This is a genomic window from Caballeronia zhejiangensis, from assembly GCF_000698575.1.
In the GTDB taxonomy this organism is placed as follows: domain Bacteria; phylum Pseudomonadota; class Gammaproteobacteria; order Burkholderiales; family Burkholderiaceae; genus Caballeronia; species Caballeronia zhejiangensis.
In genome coordinates, this window is sequence record NZ_JFHD01000003.1 from 204,701 (window position 1) to 227,616 (window position 22,916).

The following is a 22,916-nucleotide window of genomic DNA, read 5'->3' on the forward strand; positions in this document are numbered from 1 at the left end:
TCGACGCGAAGGAGTCATCACGCCTCGAAATCGATGCCTCGCGCGCGCAACTGGCGCATGCCACTCGCGAGATGCGCCCGCGCGCTTTCGGCATCGCCCGCGCGCATCTGTTCGTACGTGCGCTGCGCGATCTCGTGCGGCACCGGCTTGAGCGGCCGGTTCGCGCTCATCGCGCGCAATTGCACTTCGGCCGCGCGCTCCAGATAGTAGAGATCGTCCCAAGCCTCCGCGATAGTTGCGCCTGCAACCATCACGCCGTGATTCTTGAGGAACAGGATATCGGCGTCGCCCATCGTGCGCGCGATGCGATCGCCTTCCGCGTTGTCGAGTGCGAGACCGTTGTAGTCCTCGTCGACCGCCGTGCGGCCGTAGAACTTCAGCGACGTCTGCCCGAGCCACAGAAGCGGCGGGCCGTCGAGCAGGCACAGTGCGGTCGCGTTCGGCATATGCGTATGAAAAGCCGCCTTCACGCGCGGCATCAGCTTGTGCACGCGTGCGTGAATGTAGAATGCGGTCGCTTCGGGCTCGCCTTCGCCGTCGATTACATTGCCGTCGAAATCGCAGATCAGCAGACGCGACGCCGTGATCTCGCCGAACGCATAGCCGTAGGGGTTCACGAAGAACAGATCGTCATGCCCTGGAACCATCGCGGAAAAATGATTGCAGACGCCCTCTTCGAACCCGTTCAGCGCCGCCAGCCGGAAGCAGGCTGCAAGCTGCCGGCGCGCTTCGGCGATCCCGGGCGCGTCGAGCCGTGCGGAAGCGGACGCGGCGCGCGGTGCGCCGCTGGAAAGCGTATGTGCCATATGAGCTTGCCTTTGTCGTTTGCGTGACCGTGAAGGCGAGGATAATCGAAAGGACGCGCGCATTATGTCCGACAAAAAAAATCAGCGCGACCGGCGCCTGAGCGCGGAGTATGACGCGTGTATGTCATGTCTCTTAGCAGAAACGCTTATTTGAACTCCGACTTGTGGCATGGTAAAACTCTATGCCGCTCGAAATTCGAAGCGCATCTTCAACGTAATTCGTCTCAATAGGGTTTGGAAAAATGGCAACAGGTACTGTGAAGTGGTTCAACGATGCAAAGGGTTTTGGCTTCATCACGCCGGACGACGGCGGTGAAGACTTGTTTGCACATTTCTCCGAAATCCAGTCCAAGGGTTTCAAGTCTCTCCAGGAGAATCAAAAGGTGAGCTTCGAAGTCAAGCAAGGCCCGAAGGGCAAGCAAGCTTCGACGATCCAGCCGCTGTAAGTTTCAACGCTGGCGCCTCAGGCACGAAACGGCCCGTATGGGCCGTTTTTGCATTGGTGCACGCGGAGATTATTTATCTACCGGATGGTCGGGATTTTCGCGCCAGCGCAAACTGACCTCGGCGCGCATGTCCTTTGAATAAATCAGTAGAATAAATACTGTATTTGCAGCGCCGTTCTCATTGACGGTAATGCGAAATTCTTTCCTCTGATTCACGTGAACTCGGCAAGCAATCGGAAAAAATGCCGTCCGCTGGTTCGGCACAAAACAAAAGCATTGCTCGTCTTCGTTTGGTTCCTGACTTGCGATGCGCGCGCGCAATCGTTCGCGGCGAATCAAAATGCCGCGCGTTTCGTCTCGGAGGTTGTGATGAACGACTTTCGCACCGCGCAGGCGGGCGGCGGTTACGTGTTTTCCTACGATAGCCGCGAAACCGAAGCGTCCTTGTCTGCCAGGCTCGATCGCTGGCTTTCGGGCGCCGATCCCCAGGCCATCGCCATGGACCCAGCTGAAAAGCAGGCGCTCTTCGGCTTCTACTGGGCCGCCAGCATGATGCCGGCGAATTCGCCGTGCTTCCGCGACATCGCCGACCCGGCTTGCGGCGCGGATCTGTCCAAGTGGATGGCGCGCGAACTCGACGACGATCCGCGCTTCATCCGTGCCTACGAGTCCGCGAGAAAGCCGCTCGGCCTGCCGCCAATCGAACGCAACGCGCACTGAGCGGCATACGGGCGCGATGTGTTTCGTCGCGGATTCTCGAGCGAAAACATCCGATTCGCGCGCGCCTGATCGGTGCGGATTTCGGCGTTTCGGGCTCGTCTTCCTCGCGCGATCCGTGCAGCAGGACGACCTTCGCCGCGATGCTTACGAGCAGCGATAGCGCCCCGATAGTCTCAAGCAAGGCGGGAATCATGTCGGTCTCCCTGAACGTCGACGCACTCGATCATCGATGCGAGAGCATCGGCCCGTAGGTCTTTACGAAAAATGCAATCGTGATACCGGCGCTGACGATCAAGGTGCCCGCGCGAACCCACTGCGGCGGCGCGCGCCGGCCGATCTGCGCGCCGCCATACCCGCCGGCGATCGCCGCGAGCAGCATCGCGATCGTCTCCGGCCAGCGCACTGCCTGCGCCGCCGCGAACGTCAGCACGGCCACCGAGTTGGCCGCGCTCACGAGCAACGTGCGCGGCGCGTTAAGGCTCTTCAGGTCGCGCGAATCGAGCAGGCCCCAGACGGCCATCATCATGATGCCGACCGCGCCGCCGAAATACCCGCCATACACGCCGAGCGCGAACTGGATCGACAGCACCGCCGCCGCGCCGATATGCCAGCGCCGCCGCAACATCTCCCCCAACTTGCGGCCGAACGCAAGCGTGAAGCTCGCGCACAGAAGCAGCCACGGCAGCACGAACGAAAACGTCCGCGACGACGTGGACAGCAACAAGACTGCGCCGACGAGCCCGCCGGCGAGCGTCGTCACGAGCATCTTGCGGATCGACACCGAGCCGACCGGACCGAGCCCATCGCGATAGGCCCACGCGCTCACGACACCGCCCGGAAACAGCGCGACGGTGCTCGAAGCGTTCGCCTGAACCGGTGGCAAGCCGGCGGCGATCATCGCGGGGAGGCTCACGAACGAGCCGCCGCCGGCCAGCGCATTCATCGCGCCCGCAAGAAAACCGGCGCCGATAACGACAATGAAGGGTTCCATGCGACAGATGCTAGCGACGCGGCCGTCCCCTTACAATCTGGCATTTCCAATGCGAGGCTTCGGCCAATCCGAAGGAAGCGCGATGCGTTTCGATCTGACCGACATGCGGCTTTTCCTGACCGTGGTCGAGCGCGGCAGCATCACGGCGGGCGCTCAGGCGATGCACCTCGCGCTGGCCTCGGCGAGCGAGCGCATCGCGGGCATGGAGGCCGCGCTTGGCGCGCCGCTGCTCGAGCGCAACCGCCGCGGCGTGCAGGCGACCGCCGCCGGCGATGCCTTCGTGCGCCACGCGCGCGCGATTCTCGGCCAGGTCGAGCAGATGCGCGGCGAGCTGCGCTCGTTCGCAACCGGCCTCAAAGGCCGCATCCGGCTGATGTCCAACACGGCGGCGCTGGCCGCCTTCCTGCCGCCGAGACTCTCGCGTTTTCTCGTCGCCTATCCCGATCTTTCGATCGATCTCGACGAACGCCCGAGTGTGGAGATCGTGCAGGCGCTCGCGGAGAGGCGCGCGGATCTCGGCGTCGTCTCGGACACGACCGATCTTGGACAATTGGAGACGCATCTGCTCGCGAAGGATCGACTCGTGGTCGTGGCGAATCGCGCGCATCGGATTGCGGGAGAAAGCGAGGTGGCGTTCGCGGAAATCGTCGGCGAGGCATTCGTCGGGCTGTCGGATGCCGCGCTCGAATTGCATCTTGCGGAGCGCGCCTCGCGACTTGGCCGCCAGATTGCCTACCGAATCCGCATGCGCAGTATCGACAACGTCGGGATGCTCGTCGAATCGGGCATCGGACTCGCGATTCTGTCCGAGGCATCGGCGCGGATGCTGGAGCGGCCGACGCTTGCGGTCGTGCCGCTATCGGAGCCGTGGGCGACACGCCGTCTGCATCTGTGTGCCCGCGACTTCCGCGCGCTCACGCCGCACGCGCGTTTGCTCGCCGAAACGTTGATGGACGGCGCAACCGCAAGCTAGAACGGACGCCCGACGATAAACGGATCGACCGCGCCGATCGCTTTGAGATCGCGATTCGCGTAGGGCAGCTTGTGCAGCACATAGCGCATCGCGTTGAGGCGCGCGCGCTTCTTGCAATCGGAGCGTACGACGGTCCAGGGCGTGTCCGCGCTATCGGTATGCGCGAACATGGCTTCCTTGGCGTCGGTGTACGCATCCCACTTGTCGAGCGACGCGAGATCGACCGGACTCAGCTTCCATTGCTTCAGCGGATGAATCTCGCGCTCCTTGAAGCGTCGGCGCTGCTCGGCGCGGCTCACGGAGAACCACAGCTTGATGACGTGCGTGCCGCTCTGCGAAAGATGCCGTTCGAACGCGGGCACCTGCTGCATGAAGTCTTCGTATTCGCGCGGCGAGCAGAAGCCCATCACGCGCTCGACGCCCGCGCGGTTGTACCACGAGCGGTCGAAGAGCACGATTTCGCCCGCCGTCGGCAAGTGTTCGACATAGCGCTGGAAATACCATTGACCGCGCTCGCGCTCGGACGGCTTTTCCAGTGCGACGACGCGCGCGCCGCGCGGATTCAGATGCTCCATGAAGCGCTTGATGGTGCCACCCTTGCCCGCCGCGTCGCGCCCTTCGAAGAGGATGACGACGCGCTGACCCGTGTCGCGCACCCACGCCTGCAACTTCAGCAGCTCCACCTGAAGGCGATACTTCTGCTTCTCATACGCGCGCCGCGACATCAGGTTCCGATACGGATAGCCGCCATCTCTCCACGACGGCGACAGTTCGTCGTCGGGATCAGGCGTGCCGTTGGCGGCCCGCAGCATCGCGTCGCCATCGAAAAGATGGGCGCGCAACGCCGATACTTCATCCGGCGACATACCGCCGATCAAGGTTCGGACGGTATCGACCAGCGATTCAGCTTGTGCGCCGTCTCGCGCGTCGAAGCGCTTCAGTATGTCGTCCAGGCTGCTCGTCAGCAGGTCATGCGCCGCTTCGACCGCGCGGCCCGTTTCTTCCTGTTCGATGGACGGCGGCTTCGTTCGCGCCGCGACGCCGCCGTCGCTCGATTCGGCAGTGTTACCTGGCGATATCAACTTCATTCCTTCCTCGATGTTGTTGCTCGGAGTCTCTGTCTCTCACGTCGTTTTGTCTTCAGGCGGCTTCGTGCGCCTTTCGCAAGACCGTGTAGAGCTTGTCCTTCAGCAGCAGCTTTTCTTTTTTCAGCGATTCGATAGCGAAGCCATCCGCAGGCGTGACACCGGTCTCCATGTTGTGGATCTGATGATCGAGTTCGTTGTGGCGCTCGAAGAGCCGCGAGAAGTGGCCGTCTTCGGTCTTCAGGCGCGAGATGAGATCGCGATATTCGGGAAACATGCTTGATCCTCCGGTTGATAAACAATTAGCAATTCGAAGTACATATTACCGACCAGAGAGGGCCTTTTCTTAGACAAATATCAAGCGATGCTGTGTCAGACCGCCGCGGATTGCATTTGCAAGCACCTAGGCAAAACCCTCTTTCGCCCGGGTATCGTCCTTGCACAGAATGATGTCGCCGGCCGGGCATCCGCGCGGCCGGCGTGAGCCAAGGAGGCCGACATGAAGAAAAGCCGCAATTGCGCGCAGGGACGCGCCCTGCACATTGCGTTGATCGCCGGCGCTGCTGGCTTGTGCTTCGCCACGGCGGCCAGCGCGGACAGCCAAGCCGCGAAGAAGATGGGCCAGATGGGCGTCATCAACCAGACACTGCAGCCGAAGCCCCTGAAGCCGGCGACGCCGAACACGCCGAACGCGAATACGACGACGCCGAACTACAACGCGAACTCGAACTACAACCCCAACGCGGGCAATACGGCAAACGGCGCCGTGCCCGGAACGCCCGCCGCCGCGGGCGCGCCCCCGAGAAAGTAGGCGCCATGTGCGCGTCGGGCCGCTCGTTGGATCGGGAGCGGCCCGAGCCCTTCCCAGCGAACCGGCGCGCGCGTTCGCACGGCCGCGCATTGTCGATCTCTTATACTTGGCTCAGGCATTGCCATTCAAAGCGCACATTCCTGAGTCCATGAAAAAGATCAAACCCGGTCTCGTGCTCGAACTCGTCGCTAACCTGCTGCTTCCGTGGCTTGCGTACCGGCTCGCGCTGCCTTACTGGGGCGATGTCGGCGCGCTGTATGCATCGGCCGCGCCGCCGCTCATGTGGAGCGTCGCCGAATTCGCGCGCTCGCGCCGCGTGGATGCGCTTTCCGCGCTCGTGCTGTTCGGCATCGCGCTATCGATCGTCATGCTCGCGATGGGCGGCAGCCCGCGCATCCTGCTCGTGCGCGAATCGCTCGCGGCGGGCGCAACGGGCATCGTTTTTCTGATCTCGCTGTTTTTCGAGCGCCCGCTCGTCTTCTATCTCGCCCGCGCGACCGTCACTCGCGAGCAGGAAGACGGTGCGAAACGTTTCGAGGCGTACTGGAGCGAGAGCGCTTCGCTGCGCATGTCGTTGCGGCTGATGACGCTCGTGTGGGGTGTCGGGCTCTCGCTCGAGACCGTGCTGCGCTTCTGGTTCGCGTGGACGTGGCCGGTCGAGCGTTATCTGGTTGTCTCGCCGGTCGTGAGCTACGTGATCTACGGCGGATTGCTCGCGTGGACGTTTTGGTTCCGCGCGCGGCTCATCGAGCGTCAGGGAGAAAGCGCGTCGTCGCGCGACGGTCTGCTCGGCTAGCTAGGCCAGCGGCGCGCACGTCGCCATCGCGATGTGATCCGCGATCGCCGCGTTCACCGCACAGGCATGCGTGAGCGGCCCCATGTGTCCCGCATCCGGCACGACGATCAGCTTCGCCGCCGGCATCAGATCGGGCAAGGTTTCCGCGATCAGGCGCGTCGGCGCGGGCGCGTGCTCGCCGCGCATGACGAGCGTGGGAATGCGCAGCTTCGCATACGCGCTCGCCGGCGTCGGCTCGTGAATCAGCGCGCGAAAATCGAGCGGCGCTTTCGGCACCCAGCGCGTGAGCATCGCCTGTACGGACGGCCGCAACGCCGACCATGCGCCATGTCCGCCCCAATAATCGACGAAGGAACGCGCCGCGCCGCGCAGATCGCCGGCGACGACGCCCTCCGCCGTGCGCGCCGCGATCGCGAGAATCTCGGCGAATTCAGTCGCACCGCGCGCGCCCATGCTCTTCAGCAGATGAAACGCCGACGGCTCGTAAAGCGTGATGCTCGCGACGCCGTGCGGCCGTTCCAGCGCGGCGCGCAACGCGACGCCGCCGCCATACGAATGTCCGACGAGATGCACCTTGCCGCGCTGACGATCGATGATGTCGATCGTGCGGGCTGCTTCGTCCGCGAGCGTGAAGGCGCGCTCGCCGCTCCACGGTCCGACGCTGTCGCAACCATAGTGCTCCGGCGCCATCAACGTGTAGCGCGCGTGATCCGCGTTGAGTGCGTCGAGCGTTTCGCCGAGCTGGCGCCATTGATTCGCGCCCGCGCCCGAGCAGTGCAGCGCGATGACCGCTGCGGCGGTGTGTTCGTCGTTCGAATCCATCATCGTTCGTTCTCGCTTTCGTGAGTGATCAGGCGTCGCCGTCGCACGCGCGCATACGGCGTTCGAGCTCGCCGATATCCGCGCACGATCCGAGATAGGCGTCGCGGCGGCTATGCTCCGCACGTTCCAGCAGCATCCCGGTCCAGCAGATCAGATGCGGCAGCATGAAGTCCTTTCCGACATTGATTAGGTATCCCAACATGATTCGCTCCACTTGCACCAACGAGACCTTCCATGAAATGCCGGCTGAGCGAACGTGCAAGACGGATGAATCGGAGAGTCGCTGAGGCGGCGGGTGTCGATGCAATGCAGCGACCGTGCCAGTTTCGCCGATGCCTTGCCAGTCAAGGCTCGGGGCGAAATCAGCCGCGCGCAGGCCGACGCGGGTGTCGGGCGCGAGCCAACGCTTCGTCTTCGGAAAGACGGCGGACGTCGAACACGTCGCCGAACCTCGTCGGAAGCGACTCCTTGCGTGAGATACGGAAAAGGCCGCGAAAATATTCCCTTCGCATGGGATCAAGCTTTCGCGCCGCCGCGCCGTTAATACGGCTGATTGCCGCGAAAGGCGCTTCGCCCGGCGCGCCTGCCCGTAGACCGGCCCGCTTCGGATGGCGCGATAAGATACGGCAGCGTTCGATCTTTGCGTCCCGCAATCGCTCATTCGGAGGCAAACGGCTTGCACAGTCGCCACTCGCTCACTTTCAGGATGACGGTGTTCATCGGCGTCGTCTGCGTGCTCCTCATCGGCACCGATCTCTGGCGCAGCGTCGCCGCACGCCGCGCGCAGATCGACGAGATGACGACGGCGACGTCCAACCTCGCGCGCGCGATGGCGCAGCACGCGAACGACGCGTTCAAGGAAGCCGATACGACGCTCATCGGCATGGTGGAGCGCGTCGAGGAGGACGGCACGTCGCCGGCCGACCTCGCGCGCCTGCACCGCTCGCTCGTGTCACGCGTGCAGCAGTTGCCGCAATTGAACGGGCTCTTCATCTTCGACAAGGACGGCGCGTGGATCGTCAATTCGCAGGCGAAGCTCGACTCGCGATTCAATAACTCGGACCGCGAGTACTTCGAATATCACCGCACGCATACCGATCAGGGCTCGCACATCGGGCCGCCGGTCAAGAGCCGTTCGACGGGAAAGTGGATCGTGCCGGTATCGCGCCGCATCGACGCGCCCGATGGAAGCTTCGCGGGCGTCGCGCTCGCGACCATCGACATCGATTTCTTTTCGCGCTTCTACGACAGCCTCGATCTCGGCCAGTCGGGCGCGGCGGTTCTCGTGCTGAACTCGGGCACGATGATCGTGCGCCGCCCTTTCGAGGATCGTTTCGTCGGCAAGAACGTGAGCGACACGGCGCTTTATCGCTCGCATCTGGACGGCCGCTCGGGCGTGTTCACGACTAAATCGTCGCAGGATCACGTCACGCGTCTGAACAGCCTGCGGGAATTGCAGGACTATCCGCTCTTCGTCGCCGCAGCACTTTCGGAAGATGAAATCCTCGGCCCGTGGTGGCGCGACACGCTCTGGCACGCCTCCGTCACGACCGTGCTCGCGCTCGTCATCGCGATGTTCGGCGCACGGCTCGTGCGTCAGGTCACGGCGCGCACCCACATCGAGCAGGCGCTCGCTCGAAGCCTCGCGACGACTCAAACCGTCCTCGACACCGCGATCAGCCCGATCATCACCGTGGACGAGCGCGGCGCGGTCCGCTCCTTCAATTCGGCCGGCGAAAAGGTATTCGGCTATAAGGCGAGCGAAGTCATCGGGCAAAACATCCGGATGCTGGTGCCGCCGCCCCATCTGGATTTGTACAACGAATACATAATGCAATTCAAGGGGGAAAGCGGCGTCGCGACGGCCGACTGCGAACTCGCCGGACAGCGCAAGGACGGCACGTCGTTTCCTGCGCATGTATCGACGGGCGCGATGCGTCTCGATGGCGCTTTGCATTTTGTATCTGTAATTACGGATATCTCCAGGCAGCGGAAGGAACGCAGCGAACTGGCGCACGCGCGCGACCAGTTGCTTCTGGCTGCCGACATTGCCGAACTGGGCATCTGGTCGTGGGATCTGGTGACGGACAAGCTGCACTGGAACGCGCGCATGTTCGAGATTTATCACTATCCGCCGGAGATGCTCGATAACGGGCTGCACTTCGAGCACTGGCGCCTGCGCATACATCCCGAGGATCACGACGCGATCATGGCGAACCTGCGCGCGGCCGCTGCAGGAGAGATCGAGACCTTGCAGCCGTTCCGGATCGTCCTGCCAGACGGGACGACGCGGCGCATCCAGAGCGGGCTGCGCACGCAGCGCAACGCGAATGGCACGCCCGTCGTGATGACCGGCGTGAACTACGACGTCACCGACCAGTACGAACTGGAGTTCCATCTGCGCAATGCGAAGGAGCAGGCGGATGCCGCGAGCGCGGCGAAGTCTTCGTTCCTCGCGAACATGAGCCACGAAATCCGCACTCCGATGAACGCGGTGCTCGGCATGTTGCATCTCGTGCAGCTGACGGCGCTCAATGCGCGCCAGCAGGACTATGTGAGCAAGGCGGAAACCGCGGCCAGATCGTTGCTGAATTTGCTCAACGATATTCTCGATTATTCGAAGATCGAAGCGGGCAAGCTGCAGCTCGACAGCCATCCGTTCGAGCCGGAAAAACTGATGGAAGAGCTCGGCATCGTGCTCTCGGGCAACCAGGGCGCGAAGGATGTCGAAGTGCTGTTCGATCTCGATCCGTCCGTGCCGACTGTGCTCGTCGGCGATAGCTTCCGCCTTCAGCAAGTGCTGATCAATCTCGCGGGCAATGCGCTCAAGTTCACGTCGGCGGGGCAGATCGTCGTGAGCGTGCATCGGCTCGACGATTCGCCCGATGCATCCGGCGATGCGGTGCGCTTGCGTATCACGGTCAGCGATAGCGGCATCGGCATCAGCGAGGCACAGCTCGAACGCATCTTTGAGGGCTTCACGCAGGCGGAGGCATCGACTTCGCGCCGTTACGGCGGCTCGGGCCTTGGGCTCGTCATCAGCAAGCGGCTTGTCGCGATGATGGGCGGGCAGCTCGAAGTCGAAAGCCGTGTGGGCGAAGGCAGCCGCTTCTGGTTCGACATCACGCTTGGCGTCGAAACGGCGAGCGCGTTGACGCATGACGAAAGCGCGAACCTCGAACATGGCGCGCGCATTCTCATCGCCGATGACAACGCGATCGCAGGCGAGATCATGGCGCGCACGGTGCGCTCGCTCGGCTGGCGCGCGGACATCGTGACGAGCGGACGCGAAGCGGTCGAACGCATCGGCGAAGCTGCGCTGAACGATGCGCCCTACGACATCGCCCTCCTCGACTGGCGCATGCCGGAACTCGACGGGCTCAACGCCGCCAGGCAGATTCACGCGATGAAAGGCCGCGCTGCGCCGCCTCTCGTGCTGCTCGTCACGGCATTCGGCCGCGAGGTGTTGAAGGAGTCGCAGGAAGGCGGCGACGCGCCTTTCGCCGGCTTCCTGACGAAGCCCGTGACGCCGAAGCAACTCGCGGCGGCAATCCGTGCCGCGCTGCCTCGCGACACCGAAACGACGCGGCCCGTCACGCCGCTGCCGACAATGAAAGCGCGCCGCCTTGCGGGACTCGCGTTGCTCGTCGTCGAAGACAATGCGCTCAACCGCCAGGTTGCCGAAGGCGTGCTGCTCGCTGAAGGCGCATCCGTCACGCTTGCGCAAAGCGGCCGTGAAGGCGTCGATCGGGTCATCGCAGCAAACGCCTGCTTCGACGCGGTGCTCATGGACGTGCAGATGCCCGATCTCGATGGACTCGAAGCGACACGCCTCATTCGCGCGGACGGCCGCTTCGCCGCGCTGCCCGTCATCGCGATGACGGCCAATGCATCGGGCGCGGATCGCGATGCGTGCATAGCGGCCGGCATGAACGAACATGTAGGCAAGCCAATCGATGTGGAGCGGCTGGTCGCGGTGCTGCGCGCGCACACCGAACGCACGCTGCAAGCGCCGGATGCACATCACGCGAATGCCGATATCGAATCTATCATCGAGCCGCGTGATTCGATCGTCGCGCGTTTCGGCGGCAACGTCGATCTGATCCGCAAGGCGATCGACGGCCTCGACGCGCAGACTGGCAAGCAACTCGCGATGCTCGCCTCGGCGCTCGCGGCGCACGACGTGCGCGGCGCCGCGGCGATGCTGCATGCGATCAAAGGCAGCGCGGCCACGATCGGCGCTGCTGCGCTCGCGCGGCTCGCGAGCACGCTCGAGAAGGACGCGCATCTTCTGGAAGCTGCGCGCGTGGCGTTGCCGCGCATGCAGCAGTTGCTTGCATCGAGCGTGGCGCAACTCGTCGATGAATTCGGTCGGCCCCGATCGCCTGCACGGAACACTTCCAACGTTTCACCGCTGCAAGACTACGACTGGCGCGCACGCCTCACTGCTATCGTCGAATTGCTCGATGCATCGAATCTGCAGGCGATCGCGCTATCCGAGAACTTGTCGCCTTATGCGCCGAGCGCGTATCGCGAGCACTTCGAGCAGTTTCTCGCGTGCGTGCGCGCACTCGAATTCGCGCGCGCATCGGAGATCGCGCGCGATATGCTCGAACAGGTTTGAGCCGAACGAGAACGCTAGACGTTAGCGGCCATTTGCATCGCGAACATACACCGGAAACGGATGGACGTTCGCGCCGCATGCCGAGTCCAGCATCGCGCGCAATTCTTCCCGCGCCTTGCGCGCAGAAGCCAGCGCGCCCTGCACGCGCGCCTGCAACACGGCGGACCTGGCCGGCTTTGCAATGACATCCGCCGCGCCCGCATCGAGCGTGCATTGCTCCGTTTCGACATCGCGCGCATCGGCCAGCACGACGATCGGTACGTGGGCCAGTTCCGACAACAATGCGCGCACCGCCGCGCAAGGGTTATCGCAACAACGCGCATCCAGCACGATCGCATCCGGCTCCTTGCTTTGCGCAAGACCTAGCGCGGCATTGCAATCCTTCGCGAGATCGAGTGCGCCGATGCCTTCGAGCGCATGCCGATGCGCCTCGATCGTGTCGTCCCCGAGGATGCCGAGCACGCGCACGCCCGTAGGTTTCGACGCCGCCGCTTTACCCTGCTCGTGCCGACGCGCCTGCGCCTCCATCACGCGATGCCGCAGACGAAGCTGTGCCCGCACACGTGCCTGCAGGCGCGGCGCGACCAGCGGTTTGATGACGTAATCCGCCGCGCCGATGTTGAAGGCGTCGACTTCGAGCGCGGGCGCGTCGTGACTGGTGACGAATATCACCGGCACGCGCGCGAGCTTCGCATCGCGCTTGAGGATTTCGCAGACATCGAAGCCCGTCATGTTGGGCAGATTGGCGTCGAGAAGGATCAGATCCGGCGTCGACTCGCGCGCCAGCGCGAGTGCCGCTTCGCCAGTGGTGGCAAAGCGCTGGTTGGGGAACTCCGCGAGCATGTCCCCGATGATGCGAATCATCGCCGGGTCGTCGTCGACGAGAAGCAAACGCGGCTGGTACGTTGAGGTGGAGTTCTCTGCTTTATCCATATTCGAACGGTCATTCATCAGACGAGATGCACCTTTATGAACTCTACGCCCGCAATGCGTGCGCCGCAAATTGATATGCGTGGAGGTATTAATTATCTGATATTTCAGTGCTCGCAGATTTCTGTTCCGCAAATACTTTCGTGCATGGACATATTCATAAGTGAATAAGTAACTTGTTCCGAGCGCTCCGTGCGCGCCCGTCCGTGTCATTTAGGGCACGGCCGGATAAAGCACGTTCGTTCCGCAGGTTTTCGCACGGGCGTCCCGCAAAAAATGCTATGACGTTTTTAATCGAATCCGCCGATCAATGTAAACATTCAAAAACGGCTTATCGTTTGCGAGGCTTTTTACATTGCGACCTCAGGGCGCATACTTGCCGCAATATCTATAAAAGCCGGGAAAAAGCCATGTACGGGGAAGCCAGAACGCTCTACTTCGTGGGCCGCGCATTATCGGACGATGTCTCCGAGCGTTTGTGCGCTCGTGGCTGGACCGTCGAGCGCATCGACCCGGCCAAGCCGCCCAAGTCCGCCAAACACGGCAAACGCGCAGCGGCGGGTATCGTCGATCTCACCAGTCGCGGTTTTGCACAGGACGCGGCCGCGCTCACCGCGATGCTCGCAAGTTATCAGATCGGCTGGGTCGCGACGGTCGACGCCGAGCATGTCGATAACCCCGATATCTGCCGCCTCATTCGCGATTTTTGTTTCGATTATGTGACCGTGCCGTCCACCGCCGATCGAATCGTCGATGCAGTGGGACACGCATACGGCATGGTTTCGCTGCACGATGCCGCGAGCAACGATCCGCGCAAGGACGAATGCAAGGAAGGCAGCATGGTCGGTTCCTGCGATGCAATGCAGGCGCTTTATCGCTCGATTCGAAAAGTCGCGATGACCGATGCGCCCGTCTTCATCTCCGGCGAATCGGGCACGGGCAAGGAACTCACCGCTGTTGCGATTCACGAGCGATCCGTGCGGCGCGAGCGGCCTTTCGTCGCGATCAACTGCGGCGCGATTCCCGCGCATCTGTTGCAGTCGGAACTCTTCGGTTATGAGCGCGGCGCATTTACCGGCGCCAATCAACGCAAGATTGGTCGCGTTGAAGCGGCCGACGGCGGCACGCTCTTTCTCGATGAAATCGGCGATCTGCCGCTCGAAAGTCAGGCGAGTCTGCTGCGCTTTCTTCAGGAGCGCAAGATCGAGCGTCTCGGCGGACAAGGTTCGACGGACGTCGATGTACGCATCATTTCGGCGACGCACGTCGACATGCAGACGGCCATGCTCGAAGGACGCTTCCGCGCGGACTTGTACCATCGCCTGTGCGTATTGCAGATCGACGAGCCGCCGCTGCGCGTGCGCGGCAAGGATATCGAACTGCTTGCGAATCACATGCTCGATCGCTTCAGAAAAGACGCGAGCCGGCGGCTTCGCGGCTTCGCGCCGTGCGCGATTGCAGCGCTGCATAACTATGGCTGGCCCGGCAATGTGCGCGAGTTGATCAATCGCGTGCGTCGCGCAATCGTCATGTCGGAAGGAAGGCAGATTCTCGCCAGCGATCTCGAACTGGGCGAATATGCGGAAGCCGCGCCGATGACGCTCGCACAAGCGCGCGAAGCAGCCGAGCGACAGGCTATCGACGTGGCGTTGTTACGTCATCGCGGACGTCTCGGCGAAGCGGCGGACGAACTGGGCATCTCGCGCGTCACGCTGTATCGCATGTTGACTGCCTATGGCTTGCGCGCCAAGGCCGACAGGCCGCTGGAGGCATCAGGCGGCTGACCGGTGCGCGAATCATGATTCGCTTAAAAGGGCAATAAGGAACCTTCATTCGCCTTCGCCGCTCCAATCACGGCGTCATGAAAGCGTGAAGCGGCATTCACACCGCATTCGTACCTCACGCACGTCGCAGTTCCTCTCGTAGCGCTCCCGCGCTACGCAGTCTCGTTTCAATCATTTGCGGCCCGCCTGCGTATCTTCGGCGCGCTCATTCTGCGCTAATGCGCCATGCCATAACATTCATTCGCACGCATGATGCGTCGCGAATTCTTATGGGCGTGCCTAGCGAGTAACGTCTGGTTGTCAGTCATGGCTTTCAATAACAACGCTTCTCTCATTCGTCAATTTTCGAACTATGCAGTGCCCACCGTGCTAGCTGCATGGGTGTACTGCATGCACTCGGTCATCAGCGGCATCTTCATCGGACGCCATGTCGGCCCAGATGCGCTTGCCGCGTTGAATGTGCTCGTTCCGTTGCTCTATCTGCCTTACGCATTCAGCGTGATGATCGGCGTCGGCGGATCGACGCTCGTCTCGAGATTGCTCGGCGAGCAGCGCGAACGCGATGCCGCCGAAGCATTCACACAGGCGCTCTGGCTGCTCGGTCTATGCGGCGTGACATTCGCGATGGCGATCCATTTTTATGCCGATACCTTCGTGCAATGGACGGGCGCGCGCGGCGAGCTTGCGCTGCTCGCGAAAGACTTCCTGCACGCCTATGCGCCTTTCGTTCTGTTTCCGACCGCATGTTATGCGCTCGAACTGTTCTTGCGAATCGAAGGCGCGGCGAAGTTCGGTCTCGTCTGCCTGATCGCGGGCGGCACCGCCGATGTCGCCTTGACATGGTGGATGGTGAGCCACATGCAATGGGGCATGCGTGGCGCGGCGCTCGCATCGGGCATCAGCCAGGCGCTCGCCTGCATGCCGATGCTCGCCTACCACTTCGTCAAGGCCCGGCACGTTCGGCCTGTTGCCCATGCTTTCACGCGGCTCGATCACGCATGGCGCATGGCTTATAACGGGGCATCGGAGTTTCTCGGCGAGATCGCGCCAAGCGTCACGCTCTTCGCGTTCAATCACGCTGTATTGCGCTGGCTCGGCGACACCGGCCTCGTTGCGTTCGCAGTCGTGGAATACATGACGATGATCGCGTCGGTCATGATGGTCGCGCTCGTACAGAGCATGCAGCCTATCGTGAGCTTTCAGCGCGGCGCGGGCAACGCGCATGCCGTGTCGCGCGCGTTTTCGATCGGCGTCATCGTTACGGCAGGCTTCGCACTCGCCGCCGCTTTCGCGATCCTCGCGCTCGCGCAACCGCTCGGGGCGCTCTTCGTGCCCGACAGTCCTGCGGCACAAGCGCTTCTGCGCGACGCATTGCCGTGGTGCGCGCTCGCGTTCCTGCCTGCCGCGATCAACGTAGCGATCAGCGGCTATCTGACGGCCATCGAAGCGCCGCTCGCGTCGATGATCGTCGCCCTGTTGCGAAGCTGGCTGCTGCTCTTGTCGATGCTCTGGCTTCTGACCGAATGGTTCGGGCCGCGCGGCATCTGGATGACCGTCGCCATCACCGAGCTTGCGACGCTGGCTCTGAGCATCGTGCTGTATCGCACGCGCGGAAGGCGGTTCGAATTGCCCGCGCCAGCGACGACGAATCAGGCGCTTTTGTAGGCAACGAGTCCGACCCACTCGCGGCCATCGAGAGGGAAGTATTCCGGATTCACGCCCCGAGGACACGGCGTGAATTCCACGCACTCGATGCGAAAACCCGCGAGCATGAATTCGCGGGCGAGTATCGTCGGGTCCATGAGGTTGACTGTCGCGGGCAATAGCTTTGGCGCGAGTGCATAGCGATCCGAGTCCTCCGTCAATCCTGGCCATGCATTGCCCGATACGATCGCCCGCTCGTAGTCGGAAATCATCTTCGCCATGAAACGATGATACGGCGTGAAGCACAGCACGAATGCCTTGCCGTTGGGTTTGAGCCAATCGAATAGCCGGGCGACGCCCGTGCGGAAATCATCGGGCGCGAGGAAATGGAGTACGTGAGACGCGAGAATCACGTCGAGAGAAGAGGCTTCGAGTTCGTAGTGCGGGAACGCGCCTTCCAGCAAGACGAGATTACTGACGTACGCGGCCGGTGCAGCCTGCCGGATTTGCTCCAGTTGCGCCCGGGAAATGTCGTTCGCGATCACGCGCGTGCGTTTGCTTAACGTAGGCAGGGACGCGGTTCCATAACCTGCGCCGATATCCAGCACTACGCCACCCCGCTTGCGAGCGAATCGAATGAACGCGCGCGTGTACTTTGACAGCGGGAAAGCCGAGCCATGCCGGCTTTCCGTCAGGCGTTCTGCGCTCATGCTTATCCTCGCGATCAGGCGTCGCGCGTCAGATGAAAGCGTCGATCGACCGATGCGAGCAGGCGTCTCGACAAGCGTGTAGCACGCCCTTGAATCAGCCGGTCCGACACACGCGACAATGCATAAGAGACGACGAGCACCGCGATCAGCGTCGCGCCGAACAACGCGAGCGACGTCTCTCCATTCTTCTGTCCGAATGAGCGATCGAAGAAATGAAACGTCACGTAGACGCAGATGAAGTGCCAGAGATAAATACCATAACTTTCGCGGCCGAGCGCGGCGGCGGCGCGTCGAACGAGTGTGATGCGCGGCACGGCATGCTTGTTATCGCGATGCTTGCGGGCATGACGTGAACACACGAAGAGCAGAAAGGCCACGGCGCTGCATGCCGCGAATACGGGCGCGAGCGCATGCGCCTTGTCGAGCCACACGCCGAGCGCTGCGGTCGTGAGCGCAAAAGCCAGCGCCAGTGAAAAATACAGTAAAGACACGCGCGCCGTCACGTCGGACGCGCCGAGAAGATGCGAGCGAAATGCATACCACGCCCACATGCCGACGATGAAGCACGGACCCTGCACGGGCGGCCAGAAATAGCTGAACGTGTTATTGGCGACATTGCAATCGAGCGTGCCGTTGCAATCGGCCATCGACATCACGGCATACGAGAGGCCGAGCAACAACACCGTAGCCAGCAAGAGGCGCGCGCGATTCATCGCGAGAAAAAATAGAAGTGGCGCAATCAGGTAGAACAGCATCTCCACGCCGATCGACCATCCGCCTGGCACGACGTTATTGATCGCTGTCGGCGAAAGCGCATGCAGAAAGACCAGGTTGAGCAGCACGTCCATCGGCCCATGTGCGCCGAGAATCCATGCGCGTTCGATGCCCGAGCGCGTCGCGCCATAGCTGATGAGTCCATAGACCGCGATCGCCGCGTAGTACATCGGCGCTATGCGAAAGAAACGCTTGATATAGAAGCGCAACGTGACATGACGCGCATCCGCGCAGCGCGCGTGATCCACTTCGAGCGTCATGAAGATCGTGATCGCGCTGATCACGAAGAACAACTGCACGCCGTATTGGCCCATGCGCGCAATGAGCGTGACGGTGCCCGGCAGATTGGGAAACTGAAACGACAGGTGTACTGCGACTACCCCGACGATCGCGAGCGCCCGGCCAGCGTCGAGCGCGGCAACACGTCCTTTATCCATCGATACTCTCCTCGCGGTTCATGCCGACCTACAAAAAAGGCCGCGAGGCTCGTGGACAGCCGCGATTTCAATGAAGTTCCGCCGGACAACTCATTCAGATGACACTCTTACAACAAGAAACTTCATACACGTATGGATACATTTCTATGGCGCATTCTGACGGAGAAACCGCAGTATGCGGCTGACGACGGTGCTCGGCTGCTCCTGCTGCACCCAATGTCCTGCGCCTTCGATCAGATGCGTCGCGCGAAAATCGGTGCAGGCCAGCACGCGCATCGCTTCGAAATCGCCCGGCCGCTGGTAATAGCCCCAGTCGCTCGCGCCTGCGATAAAGCATGACGGCACGTCGATAGTGCGCCCCGACCACATCCGCAGTGCAGCAGCAAGACTCGGATCGGTGCCGCACCGATACCAGTTCAGTCCACCCTGAAATCCCGTGCGCGCGTATTCGCTCGCATAGACGTTCAAATCGCGGTTGGACAGCCAGGCACATCCGGCGATTTGATCGGCGTCGGGCGAATGTTCGGCGACGGTTTGCGGCATCGTCGCATCCGCGTTCATTACGTAGTACGTGGGCAGCAAAGCCAGTTGATCGGCAGAAACGGATGCGAGCGGATGCGGATCATTGTCCGGCCAGTCCGCGCTCTTCATGTGGTAATACGCGCGCAAGAACGCGGCGAGTCCTTGCGGCGGGTGCCACATGTCGTCATTCGCCTGCGCGCCCGAGTAATACCATTGATAGTGCTTGCGCGGCGGATCGAGCGACGCGAGCCCGGCGACCGCTTCGGCCATGAGCGATTGCGCCGTCTCGACGCGCGCGAGCCTTGCATCGTCGTTCGCGGTATTGAAGGCGAATGCGGGCGGCCCCGCAAAAGGCGCGCTCATCATCACGACCGATGCGAATACATCGGGACGAATCAATGCACACCACGCGGCAACGGGCGAGCCGAAATCGTGACCGATAACCGATGCGACTCTGCGATAACCCAGCGCCGACACGAGACCCAGTACATCGCGGACCAGATTCGGAAATGTGAACTCTTCGAGATCGGTATCGAATGAAGCAATACCGCCGATAGTGCGCCCATAACCGCGCTGATCCGGCGCGACGACATGAAAGCCCGCATCGGCAAGCGGTTTCATGATCTTGCGCCAGCTATAAGCGAGTTCGGGAAAGCCGTGAAGGAGCACGATGCAAGGCCGACCGGGGATATCGAATCCGGCTTCGAGCACATGCATCGAAAGGCCATTGCCATTGTCGATCATGCGCGCGCGAATGCCGTCCGGTAGCGGCAGATCGTTCGATGTTTCATTCATGCGTGTCTCCTTGCGATGCGATCATGCGCTCATGCTTCGAGCAAGGCCGCGAAGCGATCCGCGAGCGTCGGGCGGGAACGCATCGGCCATATTGCGCTGAGTTCGAATGGTGGCAGGTTATCGCCGTCGCGCACGTCGCAGAAGCGCACGCCGGCGAACTGCAACGCAGTCACGGATTGCGGCAGGAGCGATGCGCCGCATCCGGCCGCGACGCAAGCCAATACCGTCAGAGAACGATTCGCGTCCTGCACGACGTTGGCTTCGCAACCCGCTTTACGAAAAGCACTGAGGATGCCCGCGCGAACTACCGGCAATTGATCGCTCGGAAACCAGACGAGGCCTGCATCGGATAACTCCTTCAAACCGACTTTTCCATCGTCGCCAATAACAAAAGACATCGGCAGTACCGCGAGCAAGCGCTCTCTCACGATCAACTTTTCGCGCATGCGCCCGCCCACGGCAACAGGCGTATGCAGCAAGCCGATATCGATCGTTCCTTTCTCCAACGCGCTTGCCTGCTCCGCATTGCTCATTTCTCTCAGCATGAGTTCGACGTTCGGCACCTCTTCGCGCAGCGCCGCAATCGCGCGAGGCAACAGGCTGAAAAGTGCCGCCGATGCAAAGCCTATCGTCAGGCGGCCGCCGCGCTGCGCACCGATTTCACGCGCACGATGCGATGCCGCGTCAATGCGCGCCACGCTCAATCGAATGTCTTCGACGATTGCGTCGCCCGCCGGAGTCAATTGCGCGCCACGTCGCGTGCGCTCGAAAAGCTTCACGCCAAGATCGCGCTCCATGCGCGAAAGCGCCTGACTCAACGCGGGTTGCGCAATATCGAGTACCTCGGCCGCGCGCGTGACGCTGCCTGCATCGACTACCGCGAGAAAGTATTTGAGGTTGCGCGTCTCCATCTTGCGAGCATATCAAAATGCTATGAAAGATGAACGTATCCATAGTATGCGCGGCCGCGATTCGTTTTTAGAATTCAGTGGCATATTGAACAAGAGCCGGCCAGAGGCCAGCACAGGAGACGCGAGATGAATTGGTACCGTGAAATTTCCACGGCGGAAAGACGCACGCTTTGGGGATGCTTTGCAGGCTGGGCGCTCGACGGCGTCGATACGCAGTTATTCAGTCTCGTCATTCCGACACTCATCGCGACATGGGGCATCGGAAAAGGACAAGCCGGTCTGATCGGCGGCGCGACGCTCGTCGCGGGCGCATTGGGCGGACTCTTCGCGGGCGTGCTTTCCGATCGAATCGGACGCGTCAAGGCCTTGCAAGTCACGGTTCTCTGGTTTTCGCTTTTCACGTTTCTCAGCGCCTTTGCGCAGAATTTCGAACAGTTGCTCGTGCTCAAGTCGCTTCAGGGACTCGGCTTCGGCGGCGAATGGACGGCGGGCGCAGTATTGTTGAGCGAAACGATTCGCGCGAAACATCGCGGCAAAGCTATGGGCATCGTGCAAAGCGCATGGGGCTTTGGCTGGGCCGGTGCGGTTCTGCTCTATGCAATCGTGTTTTCATGGGTATCACCCGACTGGGCCTGGCGCGTGCTGTTCGCCGTCGGCCTCATTCCGGCTGTGCTCGTCATTTATATGCGCCGCAATATCGAAGAGCCGCCGCGTGAATCGAAACCTGCCGAAAAGGAACATGCACAACGTCAGAGCGCTCTCGCCATTCTCGCTGGAATCTTTCATCCTTCTGTGCTGCGCACGACGATCGTCGGCGGATTGATCGGCCTCGGCGCGCACGGCGGCTATCACGCCATTACCACATGGCTGCCCACGTACCTGAAAACCGAGCGGCATTTGTCGGTGCTCGGCACGGGCGGCTATCTGGCTGTCGTGATTACGGCATTCATCATCGGATGCTTTGTCAGTGCATGGCTGCAAGACAAGATCGGTCGCAGGAAGAACGTGATTCTCTTCGCTGTCTGTTGCGCGGTCACGGTCAACGTCTATGTGTTCCTGCCCATCGGCGATATTGCCATGCTCGTATTGAGCTTCCCGCTCGGTCTGTTCTCCGCGGGCATTCCCGCAACGCTCGGCGCGCTCTTCAACGAGCTCTATCCGCAAGGCGTGCGCGGTACGGGCGTCGGCTTCTGCTACAACTTCGGACGCGTCGTGTCGGCGGCGTTTCCGGTGCTCGTCGGCCACATGGGCAATTCGATGCCGATCGGACAGGCAATCGGCATCGACGCGGGCGCGGCCTATGGACTCGTCGTCGTGGCCGCGTTGCTCTTGCCTGAAACGAAAGGCCGTCGCATTGCTGTTGTGCCTGGTCAAGCTGCGTCGAACGAGCGTTCGCCCAAGCATGTCTGAACTTTCCATGACGCGTTCACTTCATTCCACGCTCGGCGATGAGCAATGGCTCGAATCGAAGCCTGCCGCCATCGAAGCGATCGACAGTCACGCGCATGTCTTCGTGCGCGGCCTGCCGCTGGCACCGCATCGTCGACACGCACCCGACTACGACGCAACGCTCGATGCCTATGCGGAACACTTGCGCACCAACGGCGTCTCTCATGCGGTGCTCGTGCAACCGAGTTTTCTCGGCACCGACAATTCGTTTTTTCTCGATGTGCTGCAGCACTATCCGCAACGCTTTCGCGGTGTGGCCGTTATCGATCCTTCGATCAGCGACGCGGAGTTGTATCGCCTCGCGGCACTCGGCGTCGTCGGCATGCGGCTCAATCTGATCGGGCTTGCGTTGCCCGATCTGCGTGAAGCGCGTTGGCGAGCGTTATTCGAGCGCGTCAACGCGCTCGGCTGGCACGTCGAGATTCATCGCGATGCCGTGGACTTGCCGATGCTTATCGCGCCATTGCTCGAACAAGCCTGCACAATCGTGATCGATCATTTCGGCCGTCCCGATCCGGCATTTGGCGCCGACGATCCGGGCTTTCGCTATCTGCTGACGACGGCGCAATGCGGCCGCGTGTGGGTCAAGCTATCGGCGGCTTACCGCAGCGTGGAAGGCGAAACCGGCACGTCGCTCGGTCAGACGCTCACGTCCGCCTTGCTCGATTCATTCGGCGCAGCGCGGCTCGTGTGGGGCAGCGACTGGCCGCACACGCAACATCAAAGCCTGATGGACTACGGCGCATCGCGCGAAGCGCTCGACCGCTGGATTCCCGACGCATCGCTGCGTACCATCGTGTTGCGCGATTCGGCGCGTGCGCTGTTCCGCTTCGAATGACGTTCGTGCGAGCGCCGAAGCGCATCGCGCGTTAGCATTGCAGACGCT

General features: G+C 62.0%; 22 protein-coding genes. 10 read left to right on the forward strand and 12 right to left on the reverse strand.

Going from position 1 to position 22,916, the window contains the following annotated elements; all coding sequences use genetic code 11:
* Positions 1-17: 17 nt before the first annotated feature.
* On the reverse strand, positions 18-806 hold the full coding sequence (locus BG60_RS06880; protein WP_008347995.1) for an aldolase: 789 nt from the start codon (positions 804-806) through the stop codon (positions 18-20).
* Positions 807-1,048: 242 nt separating this feature from the next.
* Between BG60_RS06880 and BG60_RS06885 the strand changes: the two genes are divergently transcribed.
* Complete coding sequence (locus BG60_RS06885) at positions 1,049-1,252, forward strand: cold-shock protein (RefSeq protein WP_008347993.1); 204 nt, start codon at positions 1,049-1,051, stop codon at positions 1,250-1,252.
* A gap of 69 nt (positions 1,253-1,321) precedes the next feature.
* On the opposite strand, the gene BG60_RS39495 is transcribed toward BG60_RS06885, so the two are convergent.
* On the reverse strand, positions 1,322-1,591 hold the full coding sequence (locus BG60_RS39495; RefSeq protein ID WP_235366226.1) for a hypothetical protein: 270 nt from the start codon (positions 1,589-1,591) through the stop codon (positions 1,322-1,324).
* A 30-nt stretch (positions 1,592-1,621) separates the two neighbouring features.
* Here BG60_RS39495 and BG60_RS06890 point away from each other — a divergent pair, with 30 nt between their 5' ends.
* The gene (locus tag BG60_RS06890) at positions 1,622-1,972 is read left to right on the forward strand and encodes a hypothetical protein (RefSeq protein WP_235366225.1); all 351 of its coding nucleotides are present in this window, start codon (positions 1,622-1,624) and stop codon (positions 1,970-1,972) included.
* Positions 1,973-2,195: 223 nt separating this feature from the next.
* Here the strand turns inward: BG60_RS06890 and BG60_RS06895 are convergent, their stop codons facing one another.
* Positions 2,196-2,963, reverse strand: coding sequence for a sulfite exporter TauE/SafE family protein (locus tag BG60_RS06895; protein WP_008347988.1), 768 nt, complete (start codon positions 2,961-2,963; stop codon positions 2,196-2,198).
* Between the two features lie 82 nt (positions 2,964-3,045).
* On the opposite strand from BG60_RS06895, the gene BG60_RS06900 reads away from it, so the two are divergent.
* Positions 3,046-3,936: a LysR substrate-binding domain-containing protein gene (locus BG60_RS06900; protein WP_008347985.1), complete on the forward strand. Its 891-nt coding sequence runs from the start codon at positions 3,046-3,048 to the stop codon at positions 3,934-3,936.
* Here BG60_RS06900 and ppk2 read toward each other — a convergent pair.
* Together ppk2 and BG60_RS06910 are read right to left on the reverse strand one after the other, a co-directional pair.
* Positions 3,933-5,024: a polyphosphate kinase 2 gene (gene ppk2, locus BG60_RS06905; RefSeq protein WP_008347984.1), complete on the reverse strand. Its 1,092-nt coding sequence runs from the start codon at positions 5,022-5,024 to the stop codon at positions 3,933-3,935. The genes BG60_RS06900 and ppk2 overlap by 4 nt on opposite strands.
* A 52-nt stretch (positions 5,025-5,076) precedes the next feature.
* Positions 5,077-5,298 carry an HP1242/YdcH family protein gene (locus BG60_RS06910; RefSeq protein ID WP_008347983.1) on the reverse strand — a complete coding sequence of 74 codons (222 nt, stop codon included), beginning with the start codon at positions 5,296-5,298 and terminating at the stop codon, positions 5,077-5,079.
* Between the two features lie 222 nt (positions 5,299-5,520).
* Here BG60_RS06910 and BG60_RS06915 point away from each other — a divergent pair, with 222 nt between their 5' ends.
* Positions 5,521-5,832: a hypothetical protein gene (locus tag BG60_RS06915; protein WP_008347982.1), complete on the forward strand. Its 312-nt coding sequence runs from the start codon at positions 5,521-5,523 to the stop codon at positions 5,830-5,832.
* A 148-nt stretch (positions 5,833-5,980) separates the two neighbouring features.
* Positions 5,981-6,628: a VC0807 family protein gene (locus BG60_RS06920; protein ID WP_008347981.1), complete on the forward strand. Its 648-nt coding sequence runs from the start codon at positions 5,981-5,983 to the stop codon at positions 6,626-6,628.
* Here BG60_RS06920 and BG60_RS06925 read toward each other — a convergent pair whose 3' ends face one another.
* Together BG60_RS06925 and BG60_RS06930 are read right to left on the reverse strand one after the other, a co-directional pair.
* Entirely contained in the window at positions 6,629-7,453 is an 825-nt protein-coding gene (locus BG60_RS06925) for an alpha/beta fold hydrolase (protein WP_081851823.1), read from the reverse strand.
* A gap of 25 nt (positions 7,454-7,478) precedes the next feature.
* Entirely contained in the window at positions 7,479-7,652 is a 174-nt protein-coding gene (locus BG60_RS06930) for a DUF3563 family protein (RefSeq protein ID WP_235366224.1), read from the reverse strand.
* A 351-nt stretch (positions 7,653-8,003) separates the two neighbouring features.
* Here BG60_RS06930 and BG60_RS06935 point away from each other — a divergent pair, with 351 nt between their 5' ends.
* Positions 8,004-12,074: a response regulator gene (locus tag BG60_RS06935; RefSeq protein WP_235366223.1), complete on the forward strand. Its 4,071-nt coding sequence runs from the start codon at positions 8,004-8,006 to the stop codon at positions 12,072-12,074.
* A gap of 21 nt (positions 12,075-12,095) precedes the next feature.
* Here BG60_RS06935 and BG60_RS06940 read toward each other — a convergent pair whose 3' ends face one another.
* Complete coding sequence (locus BG60_RS06940; RefSeq protein ID WP_250488313.1) at positions 12,096-13,025, reverse strand: response regulator; 930 nt, start codon at positions 13,023-13,025, stop codon at positions 12,096-12,098.
* 389 nt (positions 13,026-13,414) lie between these two features.
* Here BG60_RS06940 and BG60_RS06945 point away from each other — a divergent pair, with 389 nt between their 5' ends.
* Positions 13,415-14,788 carry a sigma-54 dependent transcriptional regulator gene (locus BG60_RS06945; RefSeq protein WP_008347976.1) on the forward strand — a complete coding sequence of 458 codons (1,374 nt, stop codon included), beginning with the start codon at positions 13,415-13,417 and terminating at the stop codon, positions 14,786-14,788.
* Positions 14,789-15,145: 357 nt separating this feature from the next.
* Positions 15,146-16,453 carry an MATE family efflux transporter gene (locus BG60_RS06950; protein WP_235366221.1) on the forward strand — a complete coding sequence of 436 codons (1,308 nt, stop codon included), beginning with the start codon at positions 15,146-15,148 and terminating at the stop codon, positions 16,451-16,453.
* Here the strand turns inward: BG60_RS06950 and BG60_RS06955 are convergent.
* From BG60_RS06955 to BG60_RS06970, 4 genes are all read right to left on the reverse strand, one after another.
* Positions 16,438-17,142 carry a class I SAM-dependent methyltransferase gene (locus BG60_RS06955; RefSeq protein WP_008347973.1) on the reverse strand — a complete coding sequence of 235 codons (705 nt, stop codon included), beginning with the start codon at positions 17,140-17,142 and terminating at the stop codon, positions 16,438-16,440. The two genes, BG60_RS06950 and BG60_RS06955, sit on opposite strands and share 16 nt — an antisense overlap.
* A 14-nt stretch (positions 17,143-17,156) precedes the next feature.
* A complete protein-coding gene (locus tag BG60_RS06960; protein WP_008347972.1) occupies positions 17,157-18,353 on the reverse strand; it encodes an acyltransferase family protein in 1,197 nt (398 codons plus the stop codon).
* Between the two features lie 144 nt (positions 18,354-18,497).
* Positions 18,498-19,670 carry an alpha/beta hydrolase gene (locus BG60_RS06965; RefSeq protein ID WP_008347971.1) on the reverse strand — a complete coding sequence of 391 codons (1,173 nt, stop codon included), beginning with the start codon at positions 19,668-19,670 and terminating at the stop codon, positions 18,498-18,500.
* 29 nt (positions 19,671-19,699) lie between these two features.
* Complete coding sequence (locus BG60_RS06970; RefSeq protein WP_008347970.1) at positions 19,700-20,581, reverse strand: LysR family transcriptional regulator; 882 nt, start codon at positions 20,579-20,581, stop codon at positions 19,700-19,702.
* Positions 20,582-20,707: 126 nt separating this feature from the next.
* Between BG60_RS06970 and BG60_RS06975 the strand changes: the two genes are divergently transcribed.
* Together BG60_RS06975 and BG60_RS06980 are read left to right on the forward strand one after the other, a co-directional pair.
* On the forward strand, positions 20,708-21,991 hold the full coding sequence (locus BG60_RS06975; protein WP_008347969.1) for an MFS transporter: 1,284 nt from the start codon (positions 20,708-20,710) through the stop codon (positions 21,989-21,991).
* Positions 21,984-22,868 carry an amidohydrolase family protein gene (locus tag BG60_RS06980; RefSeq protein ID WP_008347968.1) on the forward strand — a complete coding sequence of 295 codons (885 nt, stop codon included), beginning with the start codon at positions 21,984-21,986 and terminating at the stop codon, positions 22,866-22,868. Before BG60_RS06975 ends, BG60_RS06980 begins: the two co-directional genes overlap by 8 nt.
* The last annotated feature ends 48 nt before the right edge of the window (positions 22,869-22,916 follow it).

Bases quoted from the DNA above. Each gene is read 5' to 3' on its own strand.
- BG60_RS06980 (WP_008347968.1), top strand. From the start codon at position 21,984: ATGTCTGAACTTTCCATGACGCGTTCACTTCATTCCACGCTCGGCGAT.
- BG60_RS06930 (WP_235366224.1), bottom strand. From the start codon at position 7,652: ATGTTGGGATACCTAATCAATGTCGGAAAGGACTTCATGCTGCCGCAT.
- BG60_RS06915 (WP_008347982.1), top strand. From the start codon at position 5,521: ATGAAGAAAAGCCGCAATTGCGCGCAGGGACGCGCCCTGCACATTGCG.
- BG60_RS06940 (WP_250488313.1), bottom strand. From the start codon at position 13,025: ATGAATGACCGTTCGAATATGGATAAAGCAGAGAACTCCACCTCAACG.
- BG60_RS06890 (WP_235366225.1), top strand. From the start codon at position 1,622: ATGAACGACTTTCGCACCGCGCAGGCGGGCGGCGGTTACGTGTTTTCC.
- BG60_RS06895 (WP_008347988.1), bottom strand. From the start codon at position 2,963: ATGGAACCCTTCATTGTCGTTATCGGCGCCGGTTTTCTTGCGGGCGCG.
- ppk2 (WP_008347984.1), bottom strand. From the start codon at position 5,024: ATGAAGTTGATATCGCCAGGTAACACTGCCGAATCGAGCGACGGCGGC.
- BG60_RS06975 (WP_008347969.1), top strand. From the start codon at position 20,708: ATGAATTGGTACCGTGAAATTTCCACGGCGGAAAGACGCACGCTTTGG.
- BG60_RS06885 (WP_008347993.1), top strand. From the start codon at position 1,049: ATGGCAACAGGTACTGTGAAGTGGTTCAACGATGCAAAGGGTTTTGGC.
- BG60_RS06945 (WP_008347976.1), top strand. From the start codon at position 13,415: ATGTACGGGGAAGCCAGAACGCTCTACTTCGTGGGCCGCGCATTATCG.
- BG60_RS06920 (WP_008347981.1), top strand. From the start codon at position 5,981: ATGAAAAAGATCAAACCCGGTCTCGTGCTCGAACTCGTCGCTAACCTG.
- BG60_RS06965 (WP_008347971.1), bottom strand. From the start codon at position 19,670: ATGAATGAAACATCGAACGATCTGCCGCTACCGGACGGCATTCGCGCG.
- BG60_RS06955 (WP_008347973.1), bottom strand. From the start codon at position 17,142: ATGAGCGCAGAACGCCTGACGGAAAGCCGGCATGGCTCGGCTTTCCCG.
- BG60_RS06925 (WP_081851823.1), bottom strand. From the start codon at position 7,453: ATGATGGATTCGAACGACGAACACACCGCCGCAGCGGTCATCGCGCTG.
- BG60_RS06880 (WP_008347995.1), bottom strand. From the start codon at position 806: ATGGCACATACGCTTTCCAGCGGCGCACCGCGCGCCGCGTCCGCTTCC.
- BG60_RS06970 (WP_008347970.1), bottom strand. From the start codon at position 20,581: ATGGAGACGCGCAACCTCAAATACTTTCTCGCGGTAGTCGATGCAGGC.
- BG60_RS06910 (WP_008347983.1), bottom strand. From the start codon at position 5,298: ATGTTTCCCGAATATCGCGATCTCATCTCGCGCCTGAAGACCGAAGAC.
- BG60_RS06960 (WP_008347972.1), bottom strand. From the start codon at position 18,353: ATGGATAAAGGACGTGTTGCCGCGCTCGACGCTGGCCGGGCGCTCGCG.
- BG60_RS06900 (WP_008347985.1), top strand. From the start codon at position 3,046: ATGCGTTTCGATCTGACCGACATGCGGCTTTTCCTGACCGTGGTCGAG.